Here is a 22,405-nt window from a genome sequence, read left to right as displayed (position 1 = left end):
CGTGGGTTATGACGCGGAAGTTGTCGGAGACCTTGTCGCGGAATTTTGTCCATTCCTGCGGGATGGTTTCACGCATGAATGCAAGGATGAAACATCCATGGTGAGGCGCGGCATCCTGATAAACTGCGGTTTTTGGCGTAGGAACCATAAAACTACAGTTCTTCAACTGGTTAAGCCAGCCTCACCAACCCCTCACGAATAATCCGGGCTAGGTGCCCCGATGGGCACGGTAGGCCTGCGCTTTCTCGATCCTGTCCGACGGCTCGACCCCGAGACCCGGCGCCTGGCCGCAGTGGAGGATCAGGTTGCGGTTACAGTTGAACGGATCACCGTGGAAAGGGACCTTGAGCGAGCAAGGCTGGCCTCCGAGACCGAGAAGCTGCGGGCTGCATTGCTGAACAGCGTCAGCCATGACCTGCGAACGCCCCTCGTCACCGTGATCGGCGCCTTGTCTGCGTTGGCGGACGGGGGTCTGACCGCCGCGCAGAACCGCGAACTGGCGGGCGAGGCACTGAATGAGGCGCGCAGGCTCGACAGGTTCGTCGGCAACCTTTTGGGCATGACCCGGCTGGAGCACGGCGCCTTGGTGCCGCGGCGCGAGGTAGTGCCGGTCGCCGAACTGATCGGCCGGGCACGCGGCGATCTCGCCCGCGTGCTGGCACCCTTTCGCGTCAAGGTCGAGATCGCGCCGGGCACGTCTCCCTTCTTCGCCGATCCGGTGCTGATCGGCCAGGCCCTCACCAACCTTCTCGAGAATGCCACGAAATATGCGTCCGAGGGCAGCACCATCCACATTGCCGCTCAGCCGGTGCCAGATGGTGTCGCACTGACCGTCATCGACGAGGGGCCGGGCATTCCAAAAGCCGAGCGCAGCCGGGTCTTTGATATCTTCCACCGCGCCGTGCAGGGTGACGGACATCCGGCAGGGGCCGGTCTTGGCTTGGCGATCGTCAAGGGCATGATCGAGGCCAATGAGGGCAGCGTCGCCGCCGTCGAGCCAGCGGGGAGCCATGGAGCGGCCATCCGGATGATCCTGCCTGCTGCTTTTCCCGAGGATACCGATGTCTGACCCATCTTCGCCGCTACGCCTTCTCGTGATCGAGGACGAGGCTCCGATCCGCCGCTTTCTGCGGATCGTCCTGGAAAGCGCGGGCCACGCCATGGTCGAGGCAACGCGCGGACGTGAAGGGATAGAGCGTGCCGCAACCGGGGCACCATCGGCGGTGGTGCTGGATCTCGGTCTTCCGGACATGGACGGCAAGGCGGTGATCGCTGCCATACGGGAATGGTCTGACGTGCCGATCTTGGTGGTTTCAGTCCGATCAGCAGAGGCCGAGATCGTCGCTGCGCTCGATGCAGGCGCCGACGATTACGTCACCAAACCCTTTGCACCCGCCGAGTTGCTCGCGCGCCTGCGCGCCCTGACCCGCCGCAAGAGCGCCGAGGAGGTTTCGCTGATCCTGTCCAACGGCGATCTGAGCATCGACCTGGCTGCCAGAACGGTGACAAAAGCCGGGATGCCGGTGCGCCTGACGCGCAAGGAATTCGATGTGCTGGCACTTCTGGTCCGCCATGCAGGCCGGCTGCTGACCCATCAGGAGCTTTTGCGGACTGTCTGGGGACCTGCGCATCTGGGCGACAGCCATTATCTGCGCATCGCTGTGGGACATCTGCGCGAAAAGCTGGGTGACGATGCGGCGTCACCGCGGATGATCTTCACCGAACCAGGCATCGGTTATCGCTTTGCGTCTGCCGAATGAAGGCGCTCGGATGCTGCCCAAAAGCTGCGGTCAGACTGATGTGGAGTTCACCTCGGGTTTCCGCATCAACCGAGCGAATATCGTGGGCCTCAACGACGTGTGGAACAGGCCCAAGCTTACTCTGAAGAGGCCGTTATCATGAATTCCAATCTCGACGAGGGTGAGAGCACCTCGCCTCATGCGCAATCAGAGGCCGAGTTCGCTGCGGCTGCCGCTCATTTGTCGGACTTGCCGACACCTGGGCAGCATGCCAACGGCAGTTTGGCCGCCTTGACTCTGGGTGCCATCGGCGTGGTCTACGGCGACATCGGCACGCATGCGCAATCAGAGGCCGAGTTCGCTGCGGCTGCCGCTCATTTGTCGGACTTGCCGACACCTGGGCAGCATGCCAACGGCAGTTTGGCCGCCTTGACTCTGGGTGCCATCGGCGTGGTCTACGGCGACATCGGCACGTCGCCCATCTACGCCATGCGCGAGTCCCTGCATGCCGCTTCCCATGACGGACTGACGCCAGACGACGTGATCGGGGTGATCTCGCTCCTGATCTGGACGCTGATCTTCATCGTGAGTTTCAAATACGTGCTGCTGATCATGCGCGCGGACAACCGTGGTGAAGGCGGCACCCTCAGCCTGGTCACCCTGGTTCAGCAAGCCCTGGGCAGCCGTCCGGTTTGGCTTCTCGCTCTTGGCATGATCGGCATCTCCCTGTTCTTCGGGGATGCCATCATCACTCCGGCCATGTCGGTGCTCTCTGCCGTCGAAGGCCTGAGCCTCGTGACGCCCGCCTTTGGCCCCTACGTCGTGCCGCTGACGCTGGTCATCATCGCGGGGCTCTTTCTGGTGCAGCGTTGGGGCACCGGCGCCGTGTCGGTCTTCTTTGGGCCAGTCATGATCGTTTGGTTTCTCACCATGGCGGTGTTGGGATTACTCCATATCGGGGACGACTGGTCGATCTTGCGCGCCTTGAGCCCCACCTATGCGGCAAGCTTTTTCGTCACGCACGGCTTTGCCTCGCTCATTGTCCTGGGATCGGTCTTTCTGACCGTGACCGGAGGCGAGGCGCTTTATGCCGACATGGGACACTTCGGAAAACGTCCCATTCGATTGGCCTGGATCGGGCTCGTGTGGCCGGCTCTGACCTTGAGCTATCTTGGGCAAGGAGCCATGGTCCTCGCACATCCCGAGAGGGCGGAAAATCCCTTCTTCCTCATGGCGCCATCCTGGGCACTCTTACCTTTGGTGATCCTGGCGACCATGGCCACGGTCATCGCAAGCCAGGCTGTCATCTCGGGTGCCTTCTCCCTGATGAAGCAAGCGGTGCGAACCGGCCTTCTGCCCCGGCTCGAAATCCTGCACACCTCCGAGAACCAGGAAGGCCGGATCTACCTGCCAAAGGTCAACGCCATCCTGGCGGTCGGTGTCTTCATCCTGGTGATCCTTTTTGGCTCGTCCTCGAACCTTGCCGCCCCTTACGGCATCGCGGTGACCGGGGACATGGTCATTACCACGATCCTTGCCTCCGTCGTGTTCCTGAAGGTTTGGAGATGGCCGCTCCTCTTGGTGGCGGTCGTGGTCATGCCGCTCCTGCTGCTGGAACTGCTGTTTCTGGGATCGAATGCCATCAAGATCCCGCATGGGGGATGGGTGCCGATCCTGATGGCGGCCGTGATGATCCTGCTCATGTGGTCCTGGGTGCGCGGCACCCGCCATGCTCAGGACCAGACCCGGCGGAGGGCCACGTCGCTTGGGGCATTGATCGAGATACTAGGCAAGTCGAGCCGTTTGTTGAACGTGTCTGGAACGGCGGTCTTCCTGACCGCTGAACCGGATGTGGCCCCCGCAGCACTTCTGCACAACATCAAGCACAATCAAGTCCTGCACGAGCACAACATCATTGTCTGCGTCACGGTGGCCACTCGGCCCTATGTTCCCGACGCGGAACGGGTCACTGTCACGCCGCTCTCCGAGCGCTTCACCCGGGTCGACATGTGCTTTGGCTACATCGAAGAGACGAACCTGCCTCGGGCGCTTGCTCTTGCAAAAAAGAAGGGCATCAAGTTCGACATCATGGCGACGTCCTTCTTCCTGACGCAGCGCTTCTTCCGTCGGACCAAGGGCAAAGGCCTGCCAGCATGGCAGGAAACGCTGTTTCTTTCACTGGCGAAATCCGCCGCCAACGCGACCGACTTTTACCACCTGCCAAGCAGTCGGGTTATCGTTCTGGGGCAACAACTTCCGATCTGAGATGTCTCGTCCGGAAAGGCAGCAAAGTAGCCCTGGCAACTTCCTTCCCAGCCTCCTTGAGGCCCAGCCACTCCGCGCGCAGGTCCTTGGCCTCGGCACGGGTAGCCTGTCGGGCAGGGCCCCAAACCAGGTGTTCTTATGCCAACTTCGAATGTGAGCTCCATGCTGTACCGCCGGGGTGACAATCGGATTTTATGGGGCAGCGCACCTGAGGCATCAGAGTTCCGCTACGACATGCCCGTTGAATGACTTGGACAGCAGCTTGCTGGTTCGGAGTGATACAAACAGGTAGTTGGTGGATCTGGACAGCTATGGTGATCGCCAGAAACGATTGGGGCGGACGGCGGATCCGAGCCGCCCTCAGCCCATAGCCGCACGCGCGTGGGGCGTGCTAAGCAAATTGTGATGTCCTGCTACGGCTTGGGTACGCCATTCTCGTAGCTGGACCAGTCCGCGATGATGGCCTGGGCAAACACGTTTCCAACGCGGAACGCATTTTCCGTCGCGGCAGGAAAGCCGCCGGATTTCGCAGCCAGGGACTCGGCCGTGCTCTGTCCCTCATGGGCGCGGTCGAAGTTCGATGCAGTCCGCAGCACGGCCACTCGGTCAAAATCTAGGAGATCTGACTGCGCCCCTCGCTTCAGCGCGGCCAACGTGGCGTTGTCCTCCATCTGGCTCATGCAGTAATCCGCCTTTCCATCCGTGAGGAGCGAGACGTGGTCCTCGACCTCCTGGGCGGTAATGGCGCCATGCCAATAGGTATCGGCGGAAATCGAGGCGCAGACCGTCACCGCAGGATCGGCCTTGGCAGCGTCCTGGCTATAAGAACTCCGATAGGTCGCGGCGTCCTCGTTGTCGCTGAGTTCGACGTTCTTGCTTGCCTCGTAGGCAGCCTTCACCAGTGCCGGGTTCAACCGGAACACCTCGGTTCCGGCACTCCAACCCGGCTTTTCATCGGGCTTCTTCGCGCCCAGTTCGACGATCTGGCTGGTCCATTCGGCCGGCGCCTCGCGATCATCGATGCGATGAACCAGTCCCGCGTCCACGACATAGTCTGCCCAGGCGGCCGTTCCGAGCGTTCCGTTTTCAGGATCGACACCGGCAATGCCTGCCACGATGAAGTAGGTTTTGGTTAGGTCGAACTTGTCCGAGAGCACCACTGCCATGGTCGAGGCCGCAGCATTTGCAAAGCCCATGGTGGTGGTCATCTGGCAAAGGTCGGCATTGCATGCAACTTCATTGGCGCCTTCCGGCAAGCCAGGAACTTGAACCTTGTTCGGCAGGTCCAGATTTTCCTGCCAGGGCTTGGCCTCGGCCTCAAACATGGCAATCACCATGACCTTGGGCGCGATAACATCTGCAGCGGCGGCTGCAGGCAGAAGGGCGGTGGTTAGGACAAGACCAAGACGCTTGAGGCTCATTCATATCTCCGTTCAAGAGACTGCGCACTTCGGAAAGGCGCAGTCAGGGCTAGGCCAGGTGTGGTGAAAAACGCGAAACGCATCAAGCCTTGTCGGTACCTAACTTACAGTGCTGGGTTCAACCTGGCAGAGTATCGCGCCCACATCTTTGGAACGTTCAGTCGGGAATGTTGACAGGTAGAAATGACCTTCACTCCAGCCACTCCAGAGGAGCGACACCGATCCTGTCCTCGATCTCAAGCGCTTTTACCCAGCAACGAAAACCTCATGTTCAGCGGCAGCCTTCCGGCCATGGTTATTTCCGTTCTGCCAGGCTGTGTCCAGACACTGGAAGTGCCGGGTGAGAGCAGAGGCGTACCGCTCGAAATCCGCTGCCATTAGATTGGCATACTCCCAAGCGTCCGCATCGCTAACCAGCACCCAAGGCTCTTCGGAAGGCACATAGAGCGGCGCTTGCACTAGGGCGGTACCAGGACCAAGGCCACTGGTCGGCAAGAGCAAGGCGGATCATCCGGACGCCTGGTCATGCCGGATGTGCTCGCTCAGCCCGATCAGGCTGCCCATGAGGTTCAGGTGGCGTTGTTGGAAGGCGCGGGTCATGCGCCGAAGGTATCCTCCTGGGTTGATAGTAGTTGTCATGAAATATTACTGTTTAATATCAATAATTTATGAAGCGTTTTCTTCATCGTCCTGTCGTGGCTGGTTCAACTCGTGCGACAGTCTTGATGTGCCGTGCGCCGTCCACAGGCTATTTTCATAGCCATGCACGGGTGTCGTCAAAACTGTCGGATCAGCGGGAGTGCTTCTGCGTCATGCCCTCGTCTTTACATGGTGGCACAAGAATAAAAGGTAGACTGGGATTCAGTCCGCCTGGCAGACTCGCGTAAGTCTATGGCTTTGCCCATCTGTGCCAATGCCCTCCCGAGAGGCGAGTCACCACATTGAAAGCTGGCGAAAGATCCAAGATCGAGCGATGCCACATGCTCGACTTCGATAGCCTTCCTGTCAGCTCGTGTAACATCATCATCATCAGGCAAGGCAGGACGGCTGGACCAGCGACCAAGAAGCGCCAGGGCACGCTTGGGTGCAGAAAGACGATAAGCGTTGCTGACCTGCCGGACCTGCGGGCCACGGCCTTCGTTCGGGGTTGGCTCGAACCGGCGCAGCCAGTCAAGGAAGCCGTGGTCACGCAATGCCTTCAAGGCGCGAACAACGGCGTCCCTGGACCGCTTCAACTTGCCCATGATCCAGTCAAGGGAAGGGTCCAGCCGTCCCGTTTTGTAGCTAACCAGATTGCCGAACAGCGCCAGGATCTCCAGGGCGATGCTACCCAAAGGCCCGTTGCGTCTGCCGGGTTTGCGGCTGTGCAACTCGTATCGCTGCGCAGCTTTGATGATCTTCTGCACCTCCTGCCGTGAGGTGCTGCGCCAGAACATGGCCTCGCATGTTCCTGCACGATGAGAGTTGCGGTGCAAGCGCATCCGGCCATGAGGTCGCGTGCCGGTGCAAGCTTGGGCCAGTACGCCCAAGCGTTGGAAAAAATCGCCGCTTGCCGCGGCTGCTACAGTCGTCAAGTGCTGCTCCTTTGTCACAAGAAGCGCGGTGTCCGCAGGCAAGCCTCATCTGTTCGCACAGATGCGCTTTTTGCTCTTGATTTCCGGGAGTGGGAAGCTAACTATAGCAGGTGAACATTAGCTGCTAATTCAGGTCGCCAAACCTGTGTTATCAATCCCAAGCCCCCTCGTGCGGACCCCCGCGCGGGGGGTTTCCTATTGGGCTGGTGGTCTATCTGATTCTGCTCGTCCCTCCCCTTTGGGGTATTTTGCCGAACAGCCTACGCCAGCAGGGGCTTAGCAGCAATTCTTTGTGTAAGGATCGGCGGGTCGGACGCATCACCAGCTCACCCATTCTGTGGAATAAGCTCCCGTGTAGTCCTGCATGCGAAACACGATGCTTCTGAACCCTCGGCCATAGTGATTCATCAACGTGCTGCCGGTATGGTGTCTGACTTCCTCATCAAGCCATTCCGGCACATCATCTTCGTTGGTCTGTTGCCGGATAAAGTCGCCAGATGGGGAATACCCGTATCGGCTCATATCGACGTAAAGGTCTCGCCCGCCACTGCCGTTCGTCACGTGCTTTGAAAGCTGCCAGAGTTCAACCGCGTCGCGATATTTTGCGACCTCCAGAGGCAAGCGGTTAGATTCTCCTCCACCGGGAAGGCTCACGCCCCCATTGCCCATCGGGCAACGCCAAAGCTGCAAGGGCGGCTCGATTGGCCAAGGGGTGATACGACGAATCAACTCGGCCTTGGCCGCGCTACACTCGACTGACGCGGGGAAACCGCCGGCCATGCACAAGAGGATCGCAGGGGCGCGAAGTAAGACACACCCTTTCCGGTCCCCCTCCTCCCTGGGGCGCGGGAACTGGCGGCATCCCCTCTCCTCCTCCGTGGGGGATGCCGCAACCCTCATAGAGCCGCCCTGTTTCGCGGCACCAGAATACGGCCTGCCTCCTCCTCCCCTCGGGCGCGCCGTTTGCGGTGAAGCCCTCCTCCTCCCTGGCCGACCCGCACCCTACATAGCCGCCCTGTGTCGCGGCACCCCATGCGACGGACCCCTCCTCCCATTGGTCCGATCGTTGGCGGCAACGGCCCTTCTTCTCCCTGGCCGTGCCGCACCCCAAACGCGGCCCCTCCCTCCTCCCTGGGCCAGCGTTCCGCGGCGGCGCCCCTCCTCCTCCCTGGGCGTCGCCGCTTTTTATTCTTGCTTGGGAATAAACAGCCAGGTCGAAGGTGACGCTCACAAGCTGTTGCGGCGGACACCGCGTTGGCCTCACCCGAATGACTAAGGGGCGTCGCCGCTTTTTATTCTTGCTTGGGAATAAACAGCCAGGTCGAAGGTGACGCTCACAAGCTGTTGCGGCGGACACCGCGTTGGCCTCACCCGAATGACTAAGGCCGGACAAGCCAGCCGTCCTCGCCCAAGGTCTTGAACGGCTTCACCACCGACGCATGGTCACATCGGTCATGCGGTTATGGCCAGAAGGTGCTTGCCACGATCAGGTGTGAGGAGCTTCAGGCTGCGACCTCACAATCAATAGCGGCTGCATCGGCGTCACCGTCCTGCAAGTCCGGCAGATGGCCAAGCAGCCAGTCGGCAGCTTTGCTGGCCTGCGAGGCTGCGCGGACGATGGCGCGGTTGTCTTCGCGCAGCACCTCGAGCCAGGCGCCGATATAGTCGGCATGGCGCACCGTCGGCACGATGCCGAGCGCCGCGCTGCAGAAGGCGGCGCACATCTCGGCCACCAGTTCCTCGACCGCATAAGCACGGGAGCCGAAGCGGCCTGAAAAGTCACGGTTGAGCCGCAAGGGATGGCCACTGGCATGACCCAGCTCGTGAAGTGCCGTTCTGTGCCAGTCGATTGGCACGAAAAAGGCAGCCGGCGGCGGCACCTGCACGTAATCGAGGGCGGGCACGTAGAAAGCGCGATCGCCGCCGATGCGGAAATCGATGCCCGTGTTGCGGATCAGCGTCTCGGCCTGTGGCTCGATCATGTCGGGCGGCGGCGGCGGTGCCGCCTGCAAAATTTCCTGAGGCAAGCCGTCGCATTGCGCGACGTTGAACACCGTGAACCGTTTCAGGAAGGCGATGCTGTGGGCCTCCTCCCCTGTCCCACGGGCGCGATCTTTCTCCTGCTCGGGCATGAAGCGGTCGGCATAGACCACTGCAATGCCCCGCTCGCCCTTGCGGATGGTACCGCCCAACGAATGGGCCTGCCGAAACGTCAGCCAGTGTTGGGTAGGATAGCCATGCTGGACGACGGCGCCCCAGAGGATCAGCACATTGATGCCGCTGTACCTGCGACCGGTGCTGGCATTGCAGGGCAAGGCAAGCGAGGCCTGCGCCCCCGCCGCCCCCCAGGGCTGTACCCAGGGCAGCCGACCCTCCTCAAGCTCCGCGATGATCCGATCGGTGATTTCTTCGTAAAGGCAGGCACGATCGCCGCCACCGGATCGGGCGATACGCTGATGTCTGGGCATCGGGATGTCCTCCGCGACGGGCGCCGGAGGTCTCTCCTCCAACCCTCAACCCGTCACGAAAAACCCGACGGTGCTCTGGCTCTCCGGGCTGAGGAACTGCGGCCGCCGAAGGAGCGCTGCAGCGGCGCCTGACATCCGTCGAGGCCTGACCAAATGAGTACCCGTGAAGGGCGGGAAGCGGCCTGACGGCGACGCGGCATGGCGGCCGCAGCGCGACCAAGAAAGCAGTCATTCGTGCAGTCCGCAGCGAAGAACTTGATTGAATGATCCTAACTTTCGGGCGCGGACTCAGGAATAGCAACTGTTCGCAACCTCAAAAGAAGACAGCATGATCTGTTGCAACATGCTTAACCGCCGCACGCGCAAGAGGGACGAGCGCTCTGGAAAGTAAGACTGGCGATTACTTTGACTGGACAAGAAATCCCAAACCGCTCGCTGCGCGATCTATTATCGCGACATGGGGCATATGCATGCCGATCTACTGAAGTGCTCTTCAAAACTTGTTCCCCTTCCCGAGACTTGCGAGCATGATTTAGCAGGCAGCGACATGAGTCCCTCTTTGCCCAATTCAGTCCGGGATTGTGGGCCGCCGTTGGCAGGCACGACAAGGCAGATCGTTACCGAGATGACTGATGCTGCGACGGCTAATGCTGTTGTTCGTTTCAACATGAAAGGTCCGCAATGAGACAGGTCACGATCAAGAGCCCCGGTGGTCTGGAGAACCTGGTGGTAGTCGATGCCCCCGAGCCTCCGAAGCCTCGCGCGGGGGAGGTCCGGGTCCGCATCAGAGCAAGCTCGCTGAACTTTCATGACTACCTTGTTGCATTTGGGAGAATTCCCGCGGACGATGGCCGTATTCCGATGAGTGACGGTGCCGGAACGGTTGAGGCCGTCGGCGAAGGCGTGACCGAGTTCGCGCCTGGAGACAGCGTGGTCTCCTGCTTTTTTCCCATCTGGCAGGATGGCGAGCTTCGCCCCTCGGATTTCAGGCAAGTGCCGGGTGATGGTATTGACGGCTATGCACGCGAACACGTGACCCTTCCAGCAACCTGGTTCACCCGCGCCCCGGAGGGCTGGAGCCATGAGGAAGCCGCAACGATCACGACAGCGGGAGTCACCGCCTGGCGCGCGCTCATCGTCGAGGGCAATCTGAAGGCCGGTGATGTCGTCGCTACCCTAGGGACCGGCGGCGTGTCGATCTATGCCTTGCAGATCGCCAAGGCCATGGGCGCAAGGGTGATCGCTACATCCTCCTCGGATGAGAAGCTGGACAGGCTTCGCGCACTCGGCGCGGATCACGTCATCAACTACCGAAGCACACCCGATTGGGGGAAAGAAATACGCCGCTTGACCGATGGTCGCGGTGTTGATCACGTCATCGAGGTGGGTGGGCCGGGAACGCTGGCGCAATCAATCGCCGCCGGCCGGCCTGGTGCGCTCATTTCCTTGATCGGGGTGCTGACCGGCACCAGCGGCGACGTGCCGACGGCGCAACTGATGGCAAGGCAGCAGCGGCTGCAAGGGCTGCTGGTGGGATCGCGCAGGCATCAGCAGGATCTCCTGGCCGCGCTGAAGATGACCGGACTTCGTCCGGTAATCGACCGGAGCTTTGACCTGGCCCAACTGGCTGACGCTTTCCGGCACCAGGAGACCAACTCTCACTTCGGGAAGATCTGCGTGACAATCTAGCAGGCTGCACTTGAGCTTTCAGCCGACGATAAGAGCCCTGTGCGGCCCTTCGCGCATGGCCGTTTCACCTGCAGCCTGCTTCCATCTTGTGGTTCGGTGTTATCGCCGCAACAGCAAACAGGATACGAGCAGAACACCGTTTGTATCAGTAATCACCCCGACTTGGGCCGTCGATCCCCCCCGAGGAAGCAAAGCTTGTGACCGAAATCTTGTCTGTTGCGGCAAGACCGCTACTGGCCAGGTCGTGGGCACTATTTACACGGCCAGCGTCTACCTCGACCTTAACCACTTCCGAGGTTCCTGGCTGAGGATCAGGCCGTTCATGAGCCTCCTGCGTCAGAGCTGTCTGAGCCGTCACCGAAAACAGGGACGCTGCGGCGACAAACGCGAGTAACCTTGTCATAACAAACTCCATGGAATGAGGCGCTGCGCCCACTCGATCATTCAGGATGACAGTGCTGTCTCTCGCCACGCACAGCCCTTTCAGGCCATAGGGTATCCAGACAACACCAAGGTTGCTAACGCCGATGTTAAAAGGCGTTGTGATGATGCTTGCTTGAAAAGCCTCGCAGCCGCTCTACACCCAAAAAGGAGTAGCGGACTTGCCCACTGTAGAGCATCTACCAGCAGTCTTGCAATGCAGGACGCTTGCGAAAGCTTGGAAGCAGGATATCAGCATGTCAGTGATCGGCTTTGCCGGACATCAAGGGTTAAACTTGAAGTCCCCCTAATTGCACCAAGTTGGCCTTGGCTCATCTCGCCGCATCAGGAACATGCGTTTAAGAACTCTATTGCTTCGAATATCCTATCATCGAAGCACCTCGCCGATAGTTGATTAAGCCCTTCATATTTCTGCGATCAAGAAGGCCAAGTTCAGAAACGTCCGTCAAGGTGTAACCAAAATGACCACAAGAACAAAGGTATAATACTTGAGCGAGGTAATATTTACAACATTGAAAATGGGCCAACTTTGATTGGCATATGATTTTCATTGACAGCATTATAGCCCTGCAAACGAAACATACTGTGGATGTTTCTCTAAGTTATATCATTTAGTATATAGATTGTTAAGATTTTGTAATTGAATAATCTCCACATGGAAAAGTTGATCTTTTCGGAAACGCTCATGTTATTAGAAGTGATTATTCCACAAGCGTGAACTGCGCGGCTCACACAACCCTGAATGATGCTCTAGCCCTTGAATGCAAGCGTGGTGTCTTTCACAGGTTTTTGAGGATGACAGGAAGTCTCGGCACTCATCGTCCAGATCCCTTGATGACTCACCGACAGGCTGCATGGAGATTGTAAGGTGCATGTAGCCGATGAGACAATCCGACATCCGCATTGCTCCTTCACCGCCCTCCTGCACCCGCCTTTCAAGCAATCTTGCGCAAGTTGGAACCCTTGCCTGATCGCACCCAGGCCTCGAGTTCCGGCAGCGACAGACTCGCCGCCATTCTTGCCGCTGCGACGGCCTTTGCATCTGCCCGGTCAAGGGCCACATCGCCCCGCAGCGGAAAGCCGGGATCGGCATCGATCCGGGTATAGCGCTCACCCAGAAGGCTGCTCATCAGGCCGCGGGTCACCTCCGCCTGCGCGCCCATCATGGTCCGGAAGATGCGGTTGCCCCGGAGCCAGTCAAGCACGCCCATGTCGGGATCGGCAGGCTCTCCCAGCGGCGGGCAAGCGTTCATCGAACCCAGCGACAACATGGACACCTCCTCCGCCTTTGCACCCGCGCGCAGGGCCAATTCCAGCGCCAGAAGGTCGGGGGCATTGGCGACGATAGCTCCATCGGCATGAAGCTCGCCATTGATGGAGACCGCAGGAAACATGGTCGGAGCTGCAGCGCTCGCCATCACCGCGTCGCCCAGCTTCACCTGGGGTGAGTTCTGGTTGCTGAAGACCGTGGGCGCGCCGTCGCGCAGCCGGACGGCAGTCACGGCCAGCGGCGCGTCCAGTTCAGCGAAGGTCATTTTACCTGCGATCTCGTCGACCAGCATCTTTAGCGGCGCCGCCATGTAGCGCGACCGTCCGAACACCCGCCACAGGTCGCGCGGACCAGAGATGCTTCGGCGATGAAAGGCTTCGGCCCCACGCTTTTCAAAGCCTACGCGCAGTTCCGCCATGGGTATTCCCCTTGCGGCTGCCGCCGCAACAACGGCACCCGCCGACGTTCCGCAGAAGAGGTCGAAGCTATCCTTCACCGGACCGGCCAGCTGCTCCAGCTGTTCCAGCAGGATCACGTTATACAAGGCCTGGAAACCGCCACCGCTGATCGACAGGATCTTCATGGACGCACCTCCTTCCTACAGAATATCAGTGCGTTCCGCGGTTTCGCCAAGATGTGCATATGGATAATTGTGGTGCGACTGTCCTACTGGCACCGCCTCATCATGATGAGCCTCTAGAGGAACAGCACAATCCTAGCCGGAACCTAGAACGGCCTTTCCTGCAGCGACTCTCAATGTTTTCTTGATTATTTCGTCTTGGGAACATAACAAGAACAGAATAATTCTCGTTCGACCTGGAGTTGGTCCTAGCCACAGTGCTGACAAGGCATCTTTGGCAAGCTCCGCTCGAGAACATCCTCCGTTACCTTCCTCTGATGCCAGACTATCTAGCCAAGGAGATCGTGATGAATACACAAACAAAGAACGCTTTTGGCCGCACACATCATTCACAGGGCACCTGGAATTCGATCGGCAATCTCGCTCTAGCCCAGCTTGCTGCCCTTGCCTCTCATGAGAGGGCTGTGCCGCACGGGGGCATTGTCGCTGATCCCATCCCGGATTGCGGGGCGTTCATGAGAAGCGCTGCGTGATGCAGGCAGGCCGCCAACGATCGGCGCAAGATCCCGGAGGCGAAGGCGATCTTGCGCGACGCTGGGCAACATGCGCCAGAACCTGGTGATCGCACTGGCCACAGTGACCAGTCTCCTGGTTGAGGCCTTGACGGACAACGGCAACATGGCGGGCGGCATACTGGTTTACCAGCCTCCGGTGTTAGCTCCTGTCCTCCTGCCCCACCCTGACTTCGGATGATCCGACCAGCTCAATGGTATCACAAATGTTCGCGCCGCTTCGCGCAGCCTAGTGTTCGCCACCTGACATAAGATACCCGGTTTAAGCCGAGCATTTGGTGGATCAAACCGCCTTATGCGAAGCGGCCAGTGACCGTCCGGGTCCCGCATAGTTGACATCGAGCCTTAGCTCGCGCTGCCAACGGTGAAGCAGCAATAGACTGGGAATCATTTGTCAGATGGTGAACACTAGCACGCAGTAAGCCCACTGATGACGATGCAGCATTCCATGGCCGCGCCACAACGGGAGCGGACGATCAACTGCACCGACTGCGTGGTTTAGATTGCTGCTCGTCGACTACGAACTAATGCCCTTTCTACGTCTCCTCCGATACTCTCATCAGTAATCGTACGAGAAGTGTGTTGATATAATAGTTGCTCTTCCCGGCCCGATGCTTCTCCACAAAGCCGCTCTCGGAGAGGGTGTCGAGATACCGCGCCGCCGTCTGGCGAGTGATGCCAAGTTCGTTCTGGACATAGTCGATCCGGGTATACGGGTGCCGGAAAAGGTTGTTCAGCAGATCCTGGCTGTAGATCTTCGGCAGTTCCGACCGAAGCCGATGCTTTGCTTCGCGCATTTGCAGGCCGATGCCTTCGACCAGTTCCGCGGTGGTGATTGCCGTTTCCGCCACGGCATCCAGCATGAAGATGACCCAATCCTCCCATGCACCGTCATCGCGCACAGCCTGCAGGAGCCGATAGTAGTCGCTCTTGTGCCGGGTGATGTGGCGCGAAAGGTAAAGGATGGGAATGTCCAGCAAGCCGGTGCGCGTCAGGTACAGCACGTTCAGGATGCGCCCGATCCGCCCGTTCCCGTCCGCGAATGGATGAATGCTTTCGAATTGGTGATGAATGAGCGCCATCTTGATGAGTGGGTCGAGGTCCGACAAGTTGTCGTCGTTCACAAACCGCTCGAGGTCGGTCATCAGCCGAATGATCTCGTTCGCGTCCTGCGGTGGAACGAAGACGGTCTCCCCGCTCCGTTCATTCTTCAGGGCAGTGCCGGGCGTTACCCGGAAGGCGTCATCGCGATCCTTCAGGAGGCGGAACATGTCAATCAGGGTCGAGTTTGGAACGAGTCCGCCTGTCTCGACCAGTCGGCGGTGTCCGAGCCGCAGGGCATTGCGGTAGCGGGCAACTTCCTTGGCGGCCGGGGACTGCGGATCGTCGGGAAACACGTCTGCCTGAAACAGCTCGTCCTGCGTCGTAACGATGTTCTCGACCTCGGACGAGGCCTTTGCCTCCTGCAGGGCCAAAGTGTCAATCAGTATTCCTTGGTTCGGGATCGTCCTCGCCTGCCCCTTCAGGTTTGCCAAGGCCCGCGACGCACGGTTCAGGCTCTTCAACACTCGTACGGTTTCGAGTTCAACCGGCGGAGGCAGCCTCGGCAGAATATATGACGGCTTTAACATGAGATCATCAACGTGTTCGATAAATGAAATTTCCTTAATGTATCCCCCGCTGGCGACGGAGGATCCTGGCGTAGGGTCCGACATCTGGCTCCTGGGGCTTTCCTTTATCGAGATCGCATCGATTGCCGCGGCGGTCGAGTTGATCGTCGGCGTGCTGAAATGCCGTCCCCCCGGCATGCGGATCAACATGATGCCCCTTTACGCCTGGTACGTTCTGGTGGTGGGCGGGATGATCCTGTTCGCCTTTCCACCCCTGATCGCCGGCGATCTGCTGTTCGAACTGGAGCGCGCCCTGGACTGGCCCTTCTTCGATCCGGCGCGCGGCGGCGACCCGATCTTCTGGCAGCACCTGTTCTGGATTTTCGGCCACCCCGAGGTCTATATCGTCTTCCTGCCCTCGGTCGCGATCGCGGCCATGATCGTGCCGACGATGGCGCAGCGTCCGATCGTCGGCTATTCCTGGATCGTGCTGTCAGCGGTGGGAACCGGGTTCCTGTCCTTCGGGCTGTGGGTGCACCACATGTTCACCACCGGCCTGCCGATGATCTCGCTGGCCTTCTTTTCCGCCGCGTCCGAGGCGGTGGTGATCCCCACGGGCATCCAGTTGTTCGTGTTCCTGGTCACGCTGATGATGGGGCATGTGCAGAAAAGCCTGCCGCTGCTGTGGATCGCGGGCGGCCTGGCGATTTTTACCGCGGGCGGGCTGACCGGCATCATGCTGGCCATCGCTCCCTTCGACTGGCAGGTGCACGACACCTATTTCATCGTGGCGCATCTGCATTACACGCTGTTCGGGGGCATGGTCCTGCCGGTGATGGCGGGGGTGTATTACTTCTTTCCCTTCTTCACTAAACGCCAGCTATCGGTGCGGCTGGGCAAGTGGGCCTTCTGGCTGATCTTCGGCGGCTTCAACCTGACCTTCCTGCCGATGCACCTGACCGGGCTGCTGGGTATGCCGCGCCGGGTCTTTACCTATCCGTCGGACCTGGGGTGGAACACGCTCAACCTGGTGTCTTCGATAGGGGCCTTCATCATCGCCGCAGGCTTTCTGGTCTTTGCCTGGGACCTGCTGCGCCCCGGCAAGATCCGCCTGCGCGACCCAAACCCCTGGAAGGCCGGCACCCTGGAATGGAGCGCGACGCTGTCTGACGAGGACTGGGGGGTGCGCTCGATCCCCTTCATCACCTCGCGCTATCCGCTTTGGGATCAGCCCAAGCTGGTCGAGCATATGGCGGAGGGGCGGTATTATCTGCCCGACGCGCCCGAAGGACACCGCGAAACCATGGTGACCAGCGTCATTGACGGCCACCCCGTGCAGGTCCAGCGCGTCACCGGCGATGCCTGGATTACGCTGGCCGCCGCGGCCTTCATCGGCGGCTGCTTTATCCTGCCGACCTTCCATCTGTATGTCGCAGGGGCGATTTCGGGCCTGCTGGGCGTGGCCTGCATCATCTACTGGCTATGGACCTCGACCGCGCGGATCCCCGAGAAAGAGATGAAGGACGCCGGGCTGGGGTTGCGGCTGCCGACCTATGCCGCCGGGCCGCCGCGGCCTTCATCGGCGGCTGCTTTATCCTGCCGACCTTCCATCTGTATGTCGCAGGGGCGATTTCGGGCCTGCTGGGCGTGGCCTGCATCATCTACTGGCTATGGACCTCGACCGCGCGGATCCCCGAGAAAGAGATGAAGGACGCCGGGCTGGGGTTGCGGCTGCCGACCTATGCCGCCGGGCCGCAATCCGTGGGGTGGTGGGCCATGTGGATCACCATGCTGGGGGATGCGACGGCCTTTGCGTCGATCGTCTTCGGCTTTTTCTTCTACTGGACGGCGGATACCGATTTTCCGCCGGCCGGCGCGGACCACGCCGACGGGCTGCTGGTGCTGCTGGCCGCATCTGCGCTGACGCTATCGTGGGCCATGACGGTGGCGGCGCGCCGTCTCAACCGCCGGGGCAGCGTCGCAGGGGCGCGGGCGGTGCTGATCCTGGCCCCGCTGGCCGCGTTGGCCGGGGGCGGGCTTCTGGTCCTGTCGGTCCTGGACCTGTCGCCCGCCAGCCATGTCTATCCCGCGGTGATCTGCGCATTAGTGATCTGGACAGGCACGCATGTGCTGGTGGGGGTCCTCATGCAGGGCTATTGCCTGGCTGGCCTTGTCCTTGGCAAGATCGACCCCGACCATGATGCCGATCTGTGGAACGTCTCGCTGTTCTGGCACTTTCATGTGCTGACGGTGCTTGTCACCGCTGCCGTCATCGGACTTGCGCCGGGGCTGCTATGAAAGGGGATCGCGTGTCCGGGATCAGCCACCGCCAAGACCAGGACGAGTTCCGTGGCGCCACCGGCAGCCTGTTCCGCATCGCACTGGCACCGACGGTCTGGGCCTTCCATTTCCTGTTCTGCTACGCCGGTGCAGCCGTGTGGTGCGCGAAGGTCGGCACGCAGGAGGGGATCACCTTCCTGCGCCTGTCGATTGCGGCCTTGACCGTGCTGGCGCTGCTGGCAATCGCCTGGCAGGGCCGGCATTCCTATCGGCAATGGGCGCCGCACGACCACGACGATCACGTCGAAGGCCCTTATCGCTTCCTGGGCCACGCCGCGCTTCTGCTGTCGATCATCTCGTTCGTCGGCGTCGTCTATGTCACGCTGCCGGCCTTGTTCATCGGAAGCTGCCTTTGAGGGGGCGGTGGCCATACGCCCTTGGCGGGCTCCTGCTGCTGGCCGCGATCTGGCTGCTTCCCCTGCAGGATGCACCGCGTTTTCCGCTGCACATGATCCGGCACATGGTGCTGGTCGCCTTGGCCGCCCCATTGCTGGTGCTGGGATTTCCCGCGCTTGGACGATGGTTCGCGATCCCGCCGCTGATGGCTGCGGGAATGGAATTCGCGTTGGTATGGGCCTGGCACCTGCCTGCCGCACATGGCCTGGCCTATCGGCTGCCGATGGGCTTTGTGCTGGAACAGGCCAGTTTCCTGCTGGCAGGACTGGCGGTCTGGGCGGGATGCCTGCGAGGCGCTGCGACGGGCGACGCGGGACAGGCATTGGCTGGCGCGGGCGGGCTGCTGCTGACCTCCATGCATATGACGCTGCTGGGCGCGCTGCTGACGCTGGCGCCACGTGACGTTTACGCAGGCTTCTGCGGCACTGTGCCCGATCCTGGCGGTCAGGCTGTGGGCGGGATGCTGATGCTGGCCATTGGTACGCCCGTCTATCTTCTGGCCGGGGTAGCACTTGCCGCCCGCGCCTTGTCCCTGCGCGAGGTGTCCGCATGAGAAGATGGTGTCCCATCGCCCTCACCCTGGCAGCCGTTGCCGCGCTTGGTGCACTGGCGGGCGCGGCGGTGGTGTTCCTTGGCCTGTTCAACACCTCTGCCCGGAACGGCCATTGGGCCATCACGAACTGGGTCTTGCACACGACCTTCGAGAACGCCGTCGAACTGCGTGCCCCTGCTGCGTCCAGTGTTCCCGATGACCTGGATGATCCGGCGCTGATCGAACTGGGCGCGCGTCACTATGACAGCGCCTGCCGGATGTGCCATGCCCGTCCCGGCGCGGTGACTGATGCCACGATCGCATCGATGGTGCCTCGCCCACCCCAGATCGAGGAGGCCGTCTCCGATTGGCGTCCCGGGGAGATGCTCTGGATCGTCGAGCAGGGTGTCAAAATGTCGGGAATGCCCGCATGGCCCGTAAAGGGCCGCAGCGACGAGGTCTGGGCAGTCGTGGCCTTTCTCGCGGCCGTTCAGCGCGGAATGACCGCCGAGGATTACGCGGCGATCACTGCCGCTGCGCCCGAGGGTTATTGCGCCAGTTGCCATGGAAGACAGGGTACGCTTCGTGCGCCCCGGCTGGACATCCTGGAACCGGAATACATTGCGATGGCCCTCAAGGCTTATCGCACCGAGGCGCGGCCCAGCGGCATCATGTCCCATGCGGCAAGCGAGGTTGACCCTTCAGCCGATACGGGGCTTGCAGTCCTCCTGTCCTCGCTGCCAGCGGCCACAGAAAGCACGGCGCCTGTTGAGATGCCTGCCAATGCCGAGATGCTCGCGCAGACTGGCACGGCCGACGTGCCTGCCTGCCTAGTCTGCCATGGCTCCGGCAATCGCAATCCCCTTATTCCAAGCCTTGATGGACAACGACAAAATTATCTGGAGCAACAGCTGTTTCTTTGGCGCAAAGGACAGCGCAGGGGCGGTGAGCGGGCCCCATTGATGCATGCGGCAGCTCAGTCTCTCTCTGATACGCAGATAAAGGCGCTTGCAGCCTATTTCGCCGGAAAGGGTGACTGATGGTCCGAATGGCCGGTTGGTTCACACGGAGCACGGCGTTGAAAGCGGCAAATGCAAGAGATCTGTTGTAAAGAATTATCAAGCGAGACCACCGCCCCACAGCCTCTGGACAGACCACCGAATGTTGCTCGACACGGCAAATAGGACGTGTGGCGGCAGGGGCAGACATAAAGGTCTTGCGTCAGCATGCCCCTGCCAGGTCGAGGGACTAGGTTCTCAGGGCTTGGATACCTCACCCGCAGCACCGCGGGTCCCTAGTTCCAGCTGCCGCATGCCCTGCTCGACCGAAGAGGGATCCCACATCTGGGGCGACGCCGGCTGTGCCTGTGTGGCCATGAAGCCGCTTTCGGCAGGCTCACCCGCTTCCGTAGCAGCTTCGGAACCATCTTGGCTCTCCGTGGAACCTGTCTTGGCTCCAGAGTCCGCGGGAAGGGGCGCTGCAAGGGCAAGCAGTTCACCCGAGGGACCCACGATCATGTAAACGTCGGCATTCGTTGAGGCCTTTCCCTTCAGGATGGTTGCACCCTGAACGGGCTCAACACCTTGCATGCCCGATTGCTCGGCCTGGTTTTTCGCAGCGTCGATGCTTTGGCCGTTTGTGGTGTTGCCGCTGCTGGAGGTTTCGCTGCTCTGCGAACCTGATGATGAACCCTCGACAGGTTTGCCTGTGGGATCATAGAGCACAATGTCGGCGCCTTCGCGCAGCTGTGTGCGAAGCTCCTCCAGCGCCTGCCGGCGCAGGTGCTGCTCGATCTGCGGACGGACGGCTTCCAGCGGGGGGAAATCCTTTTGGCCCTGCTGCGCTTCGTCGTAGGACTTCTGGATAGCCTCGTCCGTTACGGTCTTTGCCAGTTCGCGATCCAGCCAGACCTGCACCATCGCGTCCTTTTCGGCCGCCTGGGTGGAGCCGGTGACCAGGGAGACGACCTCGGGATCTTCTGCCAGGTTCTGGCTGCGGGCTTTCTCCAAAATGAGTTCCCGCATGATCAACTGCTCCAGCGCGATCGGAACAAGCATGTCCGGCGACTGCGACTGCAGCTGCGGCGGCAACATGCCGATCACCGTCAGCACATCCGAGCCGCGGATTTCAGCACCGCCCACTGTTGCCACAAGGGCATTTGCCTGGCCGTCGTTGCTGGTTCCGCCTGAGCTGCCTGCCGATTGAGACGACTGCTGCGGAGTCTGCTGTTGGCCGGAACTCTGCGACTGGCTGGAGTCCTGAGACTGGTTGGCCGTCTCGCTGCTCTGGTCCGTGCCTTGAGACTGCTGAGCCCAGGCGGTGCCCAGGGTCAAGGGAAGAGCGAAAGCGACGGCAAGGGCAGTGCTGCCCATTTTTCCGTTCATGATTGTCATGTCATTCTCCTTCGTTTGCGTCCAGCAAGGCCGGGTGGTTCCTCGGGTTTTCACGGAAACCACGTCAGACGACTGGAATTTCGGGTACCGATGGCCACGACTACGCCCGCGTTTCGACCCGTCACTGCGGATCTGCCTCAGCGGACATCTTGCCAAAGGCGGCAAGCCTGCACCGAGTGCCATGGTTATCAGCTTTTCTACTGAAAGGCCGGCAGTTGCCGGCCTTCTTCGGTGTGCTGCGGACGCTCAGACGTCCCAGAAGCCCTCGTCACCCATATCGTCACCGATATCGGCCAGTTCCGGCTCTTCGATAAAGCCGGTGCCGTTCGCGTCGTACCGATCGAAGATCCCTTGGGTCAGCTCGTCTTCGCTGATCCCGCCATCGGCTGTCGTGTCGAATTCAGAGAACGTACCCCATGTCTGGAAGCCGGTCTGGAATTCCTCGCTGAGAATGGTCCCGTCACCATCAACATCCCAGGCCTCAACGCTGGCTCCTTCCTCAGCCGGTTCTTCGCCCTCAGGGACAGCGTCACTGGCGAGTGTCTCAGTATCCGCGACCTCCTCGCCAGCGCCGACTTCTGCCTCCTCCCGGGCCTCGACCACTTGTTCACCGTGGAAGCGCCAAAAGCCCTCGTCGCCAAAATCACGCTCAAAGGCGCCGTATTCGGTTACTTCGATGGCATCAGTCGAGTCGGCATCATACCGGCTGTAGATCCCACTGCCGAACTCTTCTTCCGACAGCACGCCATCGCCGTCATCATCCCAGTCGGCAAAGTTGACCCGCTCACGGAAGCCCTCGCGGAACTCCTCGACACTCAGCAGGCCGTCGGTGTCGGCGTCCCAGGCCTCCTTCTCCCAGACGGACTGGGCCAAGGCTGGCGCGGTGCATAGAAACAAGGCCAGCAAGCCGGCTCCGGGCAGTTTCTTGTAGGTCAGCATGATCTTTCCTCCAGTTTGGCTGAGTGTGGTCTCGGGATGTCTGGCCGGCGCCTTTCAGTTGCCGGTGCCAGCCAAAGCGCCACTGATCTCATCCTCCGTTGCATCCGGTTCGACAAAGGCATCCTCGCTCTGGCCAGTGCCGCCGGTCTTGTTTGCCTTCTCCCGTGATCAGAACA

Annotated in this window: 16 protein-coding genes and 1 pseudogene; 9 read left to right on the top strand and 8 right to left on the bottom strand. The window is 60.6% G+C overall.

Annotation, left to right across the window (positions count from 1 at the left end; genetic code table 11):
- Window positions 1-220: 220 nt before the first annotated feature.
- From Q5701_RS21325 to Q5701_RS21315, 3 genes are all read left to right on the top strand, one after another.
- Complete coding sequence (locus tag Q5701_RS21325) at window positions 221-1,069, top strand: sensor histidine kinase (protein WP_306752943.1); 849 nt, start codon at window positions 221-223, stop codon at window positions 1,067-1,069.
- Window positions 1,062-1,760, top strand: a complete 699-nt coding sequence (locus Q5701_RS21320) for a response regulator (RefSeq protein ID WP_306752942.1) — start codon at window positions 1,062-1,064, stop codon at window positions 1,758-1,760. The genes Q5701_RS21325 and Q5701_RS21320 overlap by 8 nt, the downstream gene beginning before the upstream one ends.
- Window positions 1,761-1,898: 138 nt before the next feature.
- Window positions 1,899-4,004 (top strand): potassium transporter Kup, encoded by a 2,106-nt coding sequence (locus Q5701_RS21315; RefSeq protein ID WP_306752941.1) that lies wholly within the window; start codon window positions 1,899-1,901, stop codon window positions 4,002-4,004.
- Window positions 4,005-4,417: 413 nt separating this feature from the next.
- Here Q5701_RS21315 and Q5701_RS21310 read toward each other — a convergent pair whose 3' ends face one another.
- From Q5701_RS21310 to Q5701_RS21295, 4 genes are all read right to left on the bottom strand, one after another.
- A complete protein-coding gene (locus Q5701_RS21310; RefSeq protein WP_306752940.1) occupies window positions 4,418-5,425 on the bottom strand; it encodes a purine-nucleoside phosphorylase in 1,008 nt (335 codons plus the stop codon).
- An 824-nt stretch (window positions 5,426-6,249) separates the two neighbouring features.
- A complete protein-coding gene (locus Q5701_RS21305; RefSeq protein ID WP_306752939.1) occupies window positions 6,250-6,999 on the bottom strand; it encodes a helix-turn-helix domain-containing protein in 750 nt (249 codons plus the stop codon).
- Between the two features lie 318 nt (window positions 7,000-7,317).
- Window positions 7,318-7,779: a hypothetical protein gene (locus Q5701_RS21300; RefSeq protein ID WP_306755519.1), complete on the bottom strand. Its 462-nt coding sequence runs from the start codon at window positions 7,777-7,779 to the stop codon at window positions 7,318-7,320.
- 722 nt (window positions 7,780-8,501) lie between these two features.
- The gene (locus Q5701_RS21295; protein ID WP_306752938.1) at window positions 8,502-9,467 is read right to left on the bottom strand and encodes an ArdC family protein; all 966 of its coding nucleotides are present in this window, start codon (window positions 9,465-9,467) and stop codon (window positions 8,502-8,504) included.
- 681 nt (window positions 9,468-10,148) lie between these two features.
- Here Q5701_RS21295 and Q5701_RS21290 point away from each other — a divergent pair.
- The gene (locus tag Q5701_RS21290) at window positions 10,149-11,156 is read left to right on the top strand and encodes a zinc-dependent alcohol dehydrogenase family protein (RefSeq protein WP_306752936.1); all 1,008 of its coding nucleotides are present in this window, start codon (window positions 10,149-10,151) and stop codon (window positions 11,154-11,156) included.
- Between the two features lie 1,376 nt (window positions 11,157-12,532).
- On the opposite strand, the gene Q5701_RS21285 is transcribed toward Q5701_RS21290, so the two are convergent.
- Window positions 12,533-13,450, bottom strand: a complete 918-nt coding sequence (locus tag Q5701_RS21285; RefSeq protein ID WP_306752934.1) for a CBASS cGAMP-activated phospholipase — start codon at window positions 13,448-13,450, stop codon at window positions 12,533-12,535.
- A gap of 1,105 nt (window positions 13,451-14,555) precedes the next feature.
- The gene (locus Q5701_RS21280) at window positions 14,556-15,620 is read right to left on the bottom strand and encodes a Fic family protein (RefSeq protein WP_306755465.1); all 1,065 of its coding nucleotides are present in this window, start codon (window positions 15,618-15,620) and stop codon (window positions 14,556-14,558) included.
- Here Q5701_RS21280 and Q5701_RS21275 point away from each other — a divergent pair.
- The 5 genes and pseudogenes from Q5701_RS21275 to Q5701_RS21255 form a co-directional block, all read left to right on the top strand.
- Window positions 15,502-17,196 (top strand): annotated as a pseudogene (locus tag Q5701_RS21275) (cbb3-type cytochrome c oxidase subunit I); the annotation flags it as partial. The gene Q5701_RS21280 and the pseudogene Q5701_RS21275 overlap by 119 nt on opposite strands.
- Before the next feature lie 80 nt (window positions 17,197-17,276).
- The gene (locus tag Q5701_RS21270; RefSeq protein ID WP_306752933.1) at window positions 17,277-17,927 is read left to right on the top strand and encodes a cytochrome c oxidase subunit 3 family protein; all 651 of its coding nucleotides are present in this window, start codon (window positions 17,277-17,279) and stop codon (window positions 17,925-17,927) included.
- Window positions 17,928-17,938: 11 nt separating this feature from the next.
- Window positions 17,939-18,325, top strand: coding sequence for a hypothetical protein (locus Q5701_RS21265; RefSeq protein WP_306752932.1), 387 nt, complete (start codon window positions 17,939-17,941; stop codon window positions 18,323-18,325).
- On the top strand, window positions 18,322-18,918 hold the full coding sequence (locus Q5701_RS21260) for a cytochrome c oxidase assembly protein (RefSeq protein ID WP_306752930.1): 597 nt from the start codon (window positions 18,322-18,324) through the stop codon (window positions 18,916-18,918). The genes Q5701_RS21265 and Q5701_RS21260 overlap by 4 nt, the downstream gene beginning before the upstream one ends.
- Window positions 18,915-19,937, top strand: coding sequence for a c-type cytochrome (locus tag Q5701_RS21255; protein ID WP_306752928.1), 1,023 nt, complete (start codon window positions 18,915-18,917; stop codon window positions 19,935-19,937). The genes Q5701_RS21260 and Q5701_RS21255 overlap by 4 nt, the downstream gene beginning before the upstream one ends.
- Before the next feature lie 216 nt (window positions 19,938-20,153).
- Here Q5701_RS21255 and Q5701_RS21250 read toward each other — a convergent pair whose 3' ends face one another.
- Both Q5701_RS21250 and Q5701_RS21245 read right to left on the bottom strand, forming a co-directional pair.
- Window positions 20,154-21,290, bottom strand: a complete 1,137-nt coding sequence (locus Q5701_RS21250) for a hypothetical protein (protein ID WP_306752926.1) — start codon at window positions 21,288-21,290, stop codon at window positions 20,154-20,156.
- A gap of 246 nt (window positions 21,291-21,536) precedes the next feature.
- On the bottom strand, window positions 21,537-22,229 hold the full coding sequence (locus Q5701_RS21245) for a hypothetical protein (RefSeq protein ID WP_306752925.1): 693 nt from the start codon (window positions 22,227-22,229) through the stop codon (window positions 21,537-21,539).
- Window positions 22,230-22,405 lie beyond the last annotated feature (176 nt).

It is taken from the genome of Paracoccus actinidiae (genome assembly GCF_030863885.1).
GTDB classification, from domain to species: Bacteria; Pseudomonadota; Alphaproteobacteria; order Rhodobacterales; family Rhodobacteraceae; genus Paracoccus; species Paracoccus everestensis.
This window is presented reverse-complemented; position numbering and strand designations above follow the sequence as displayed.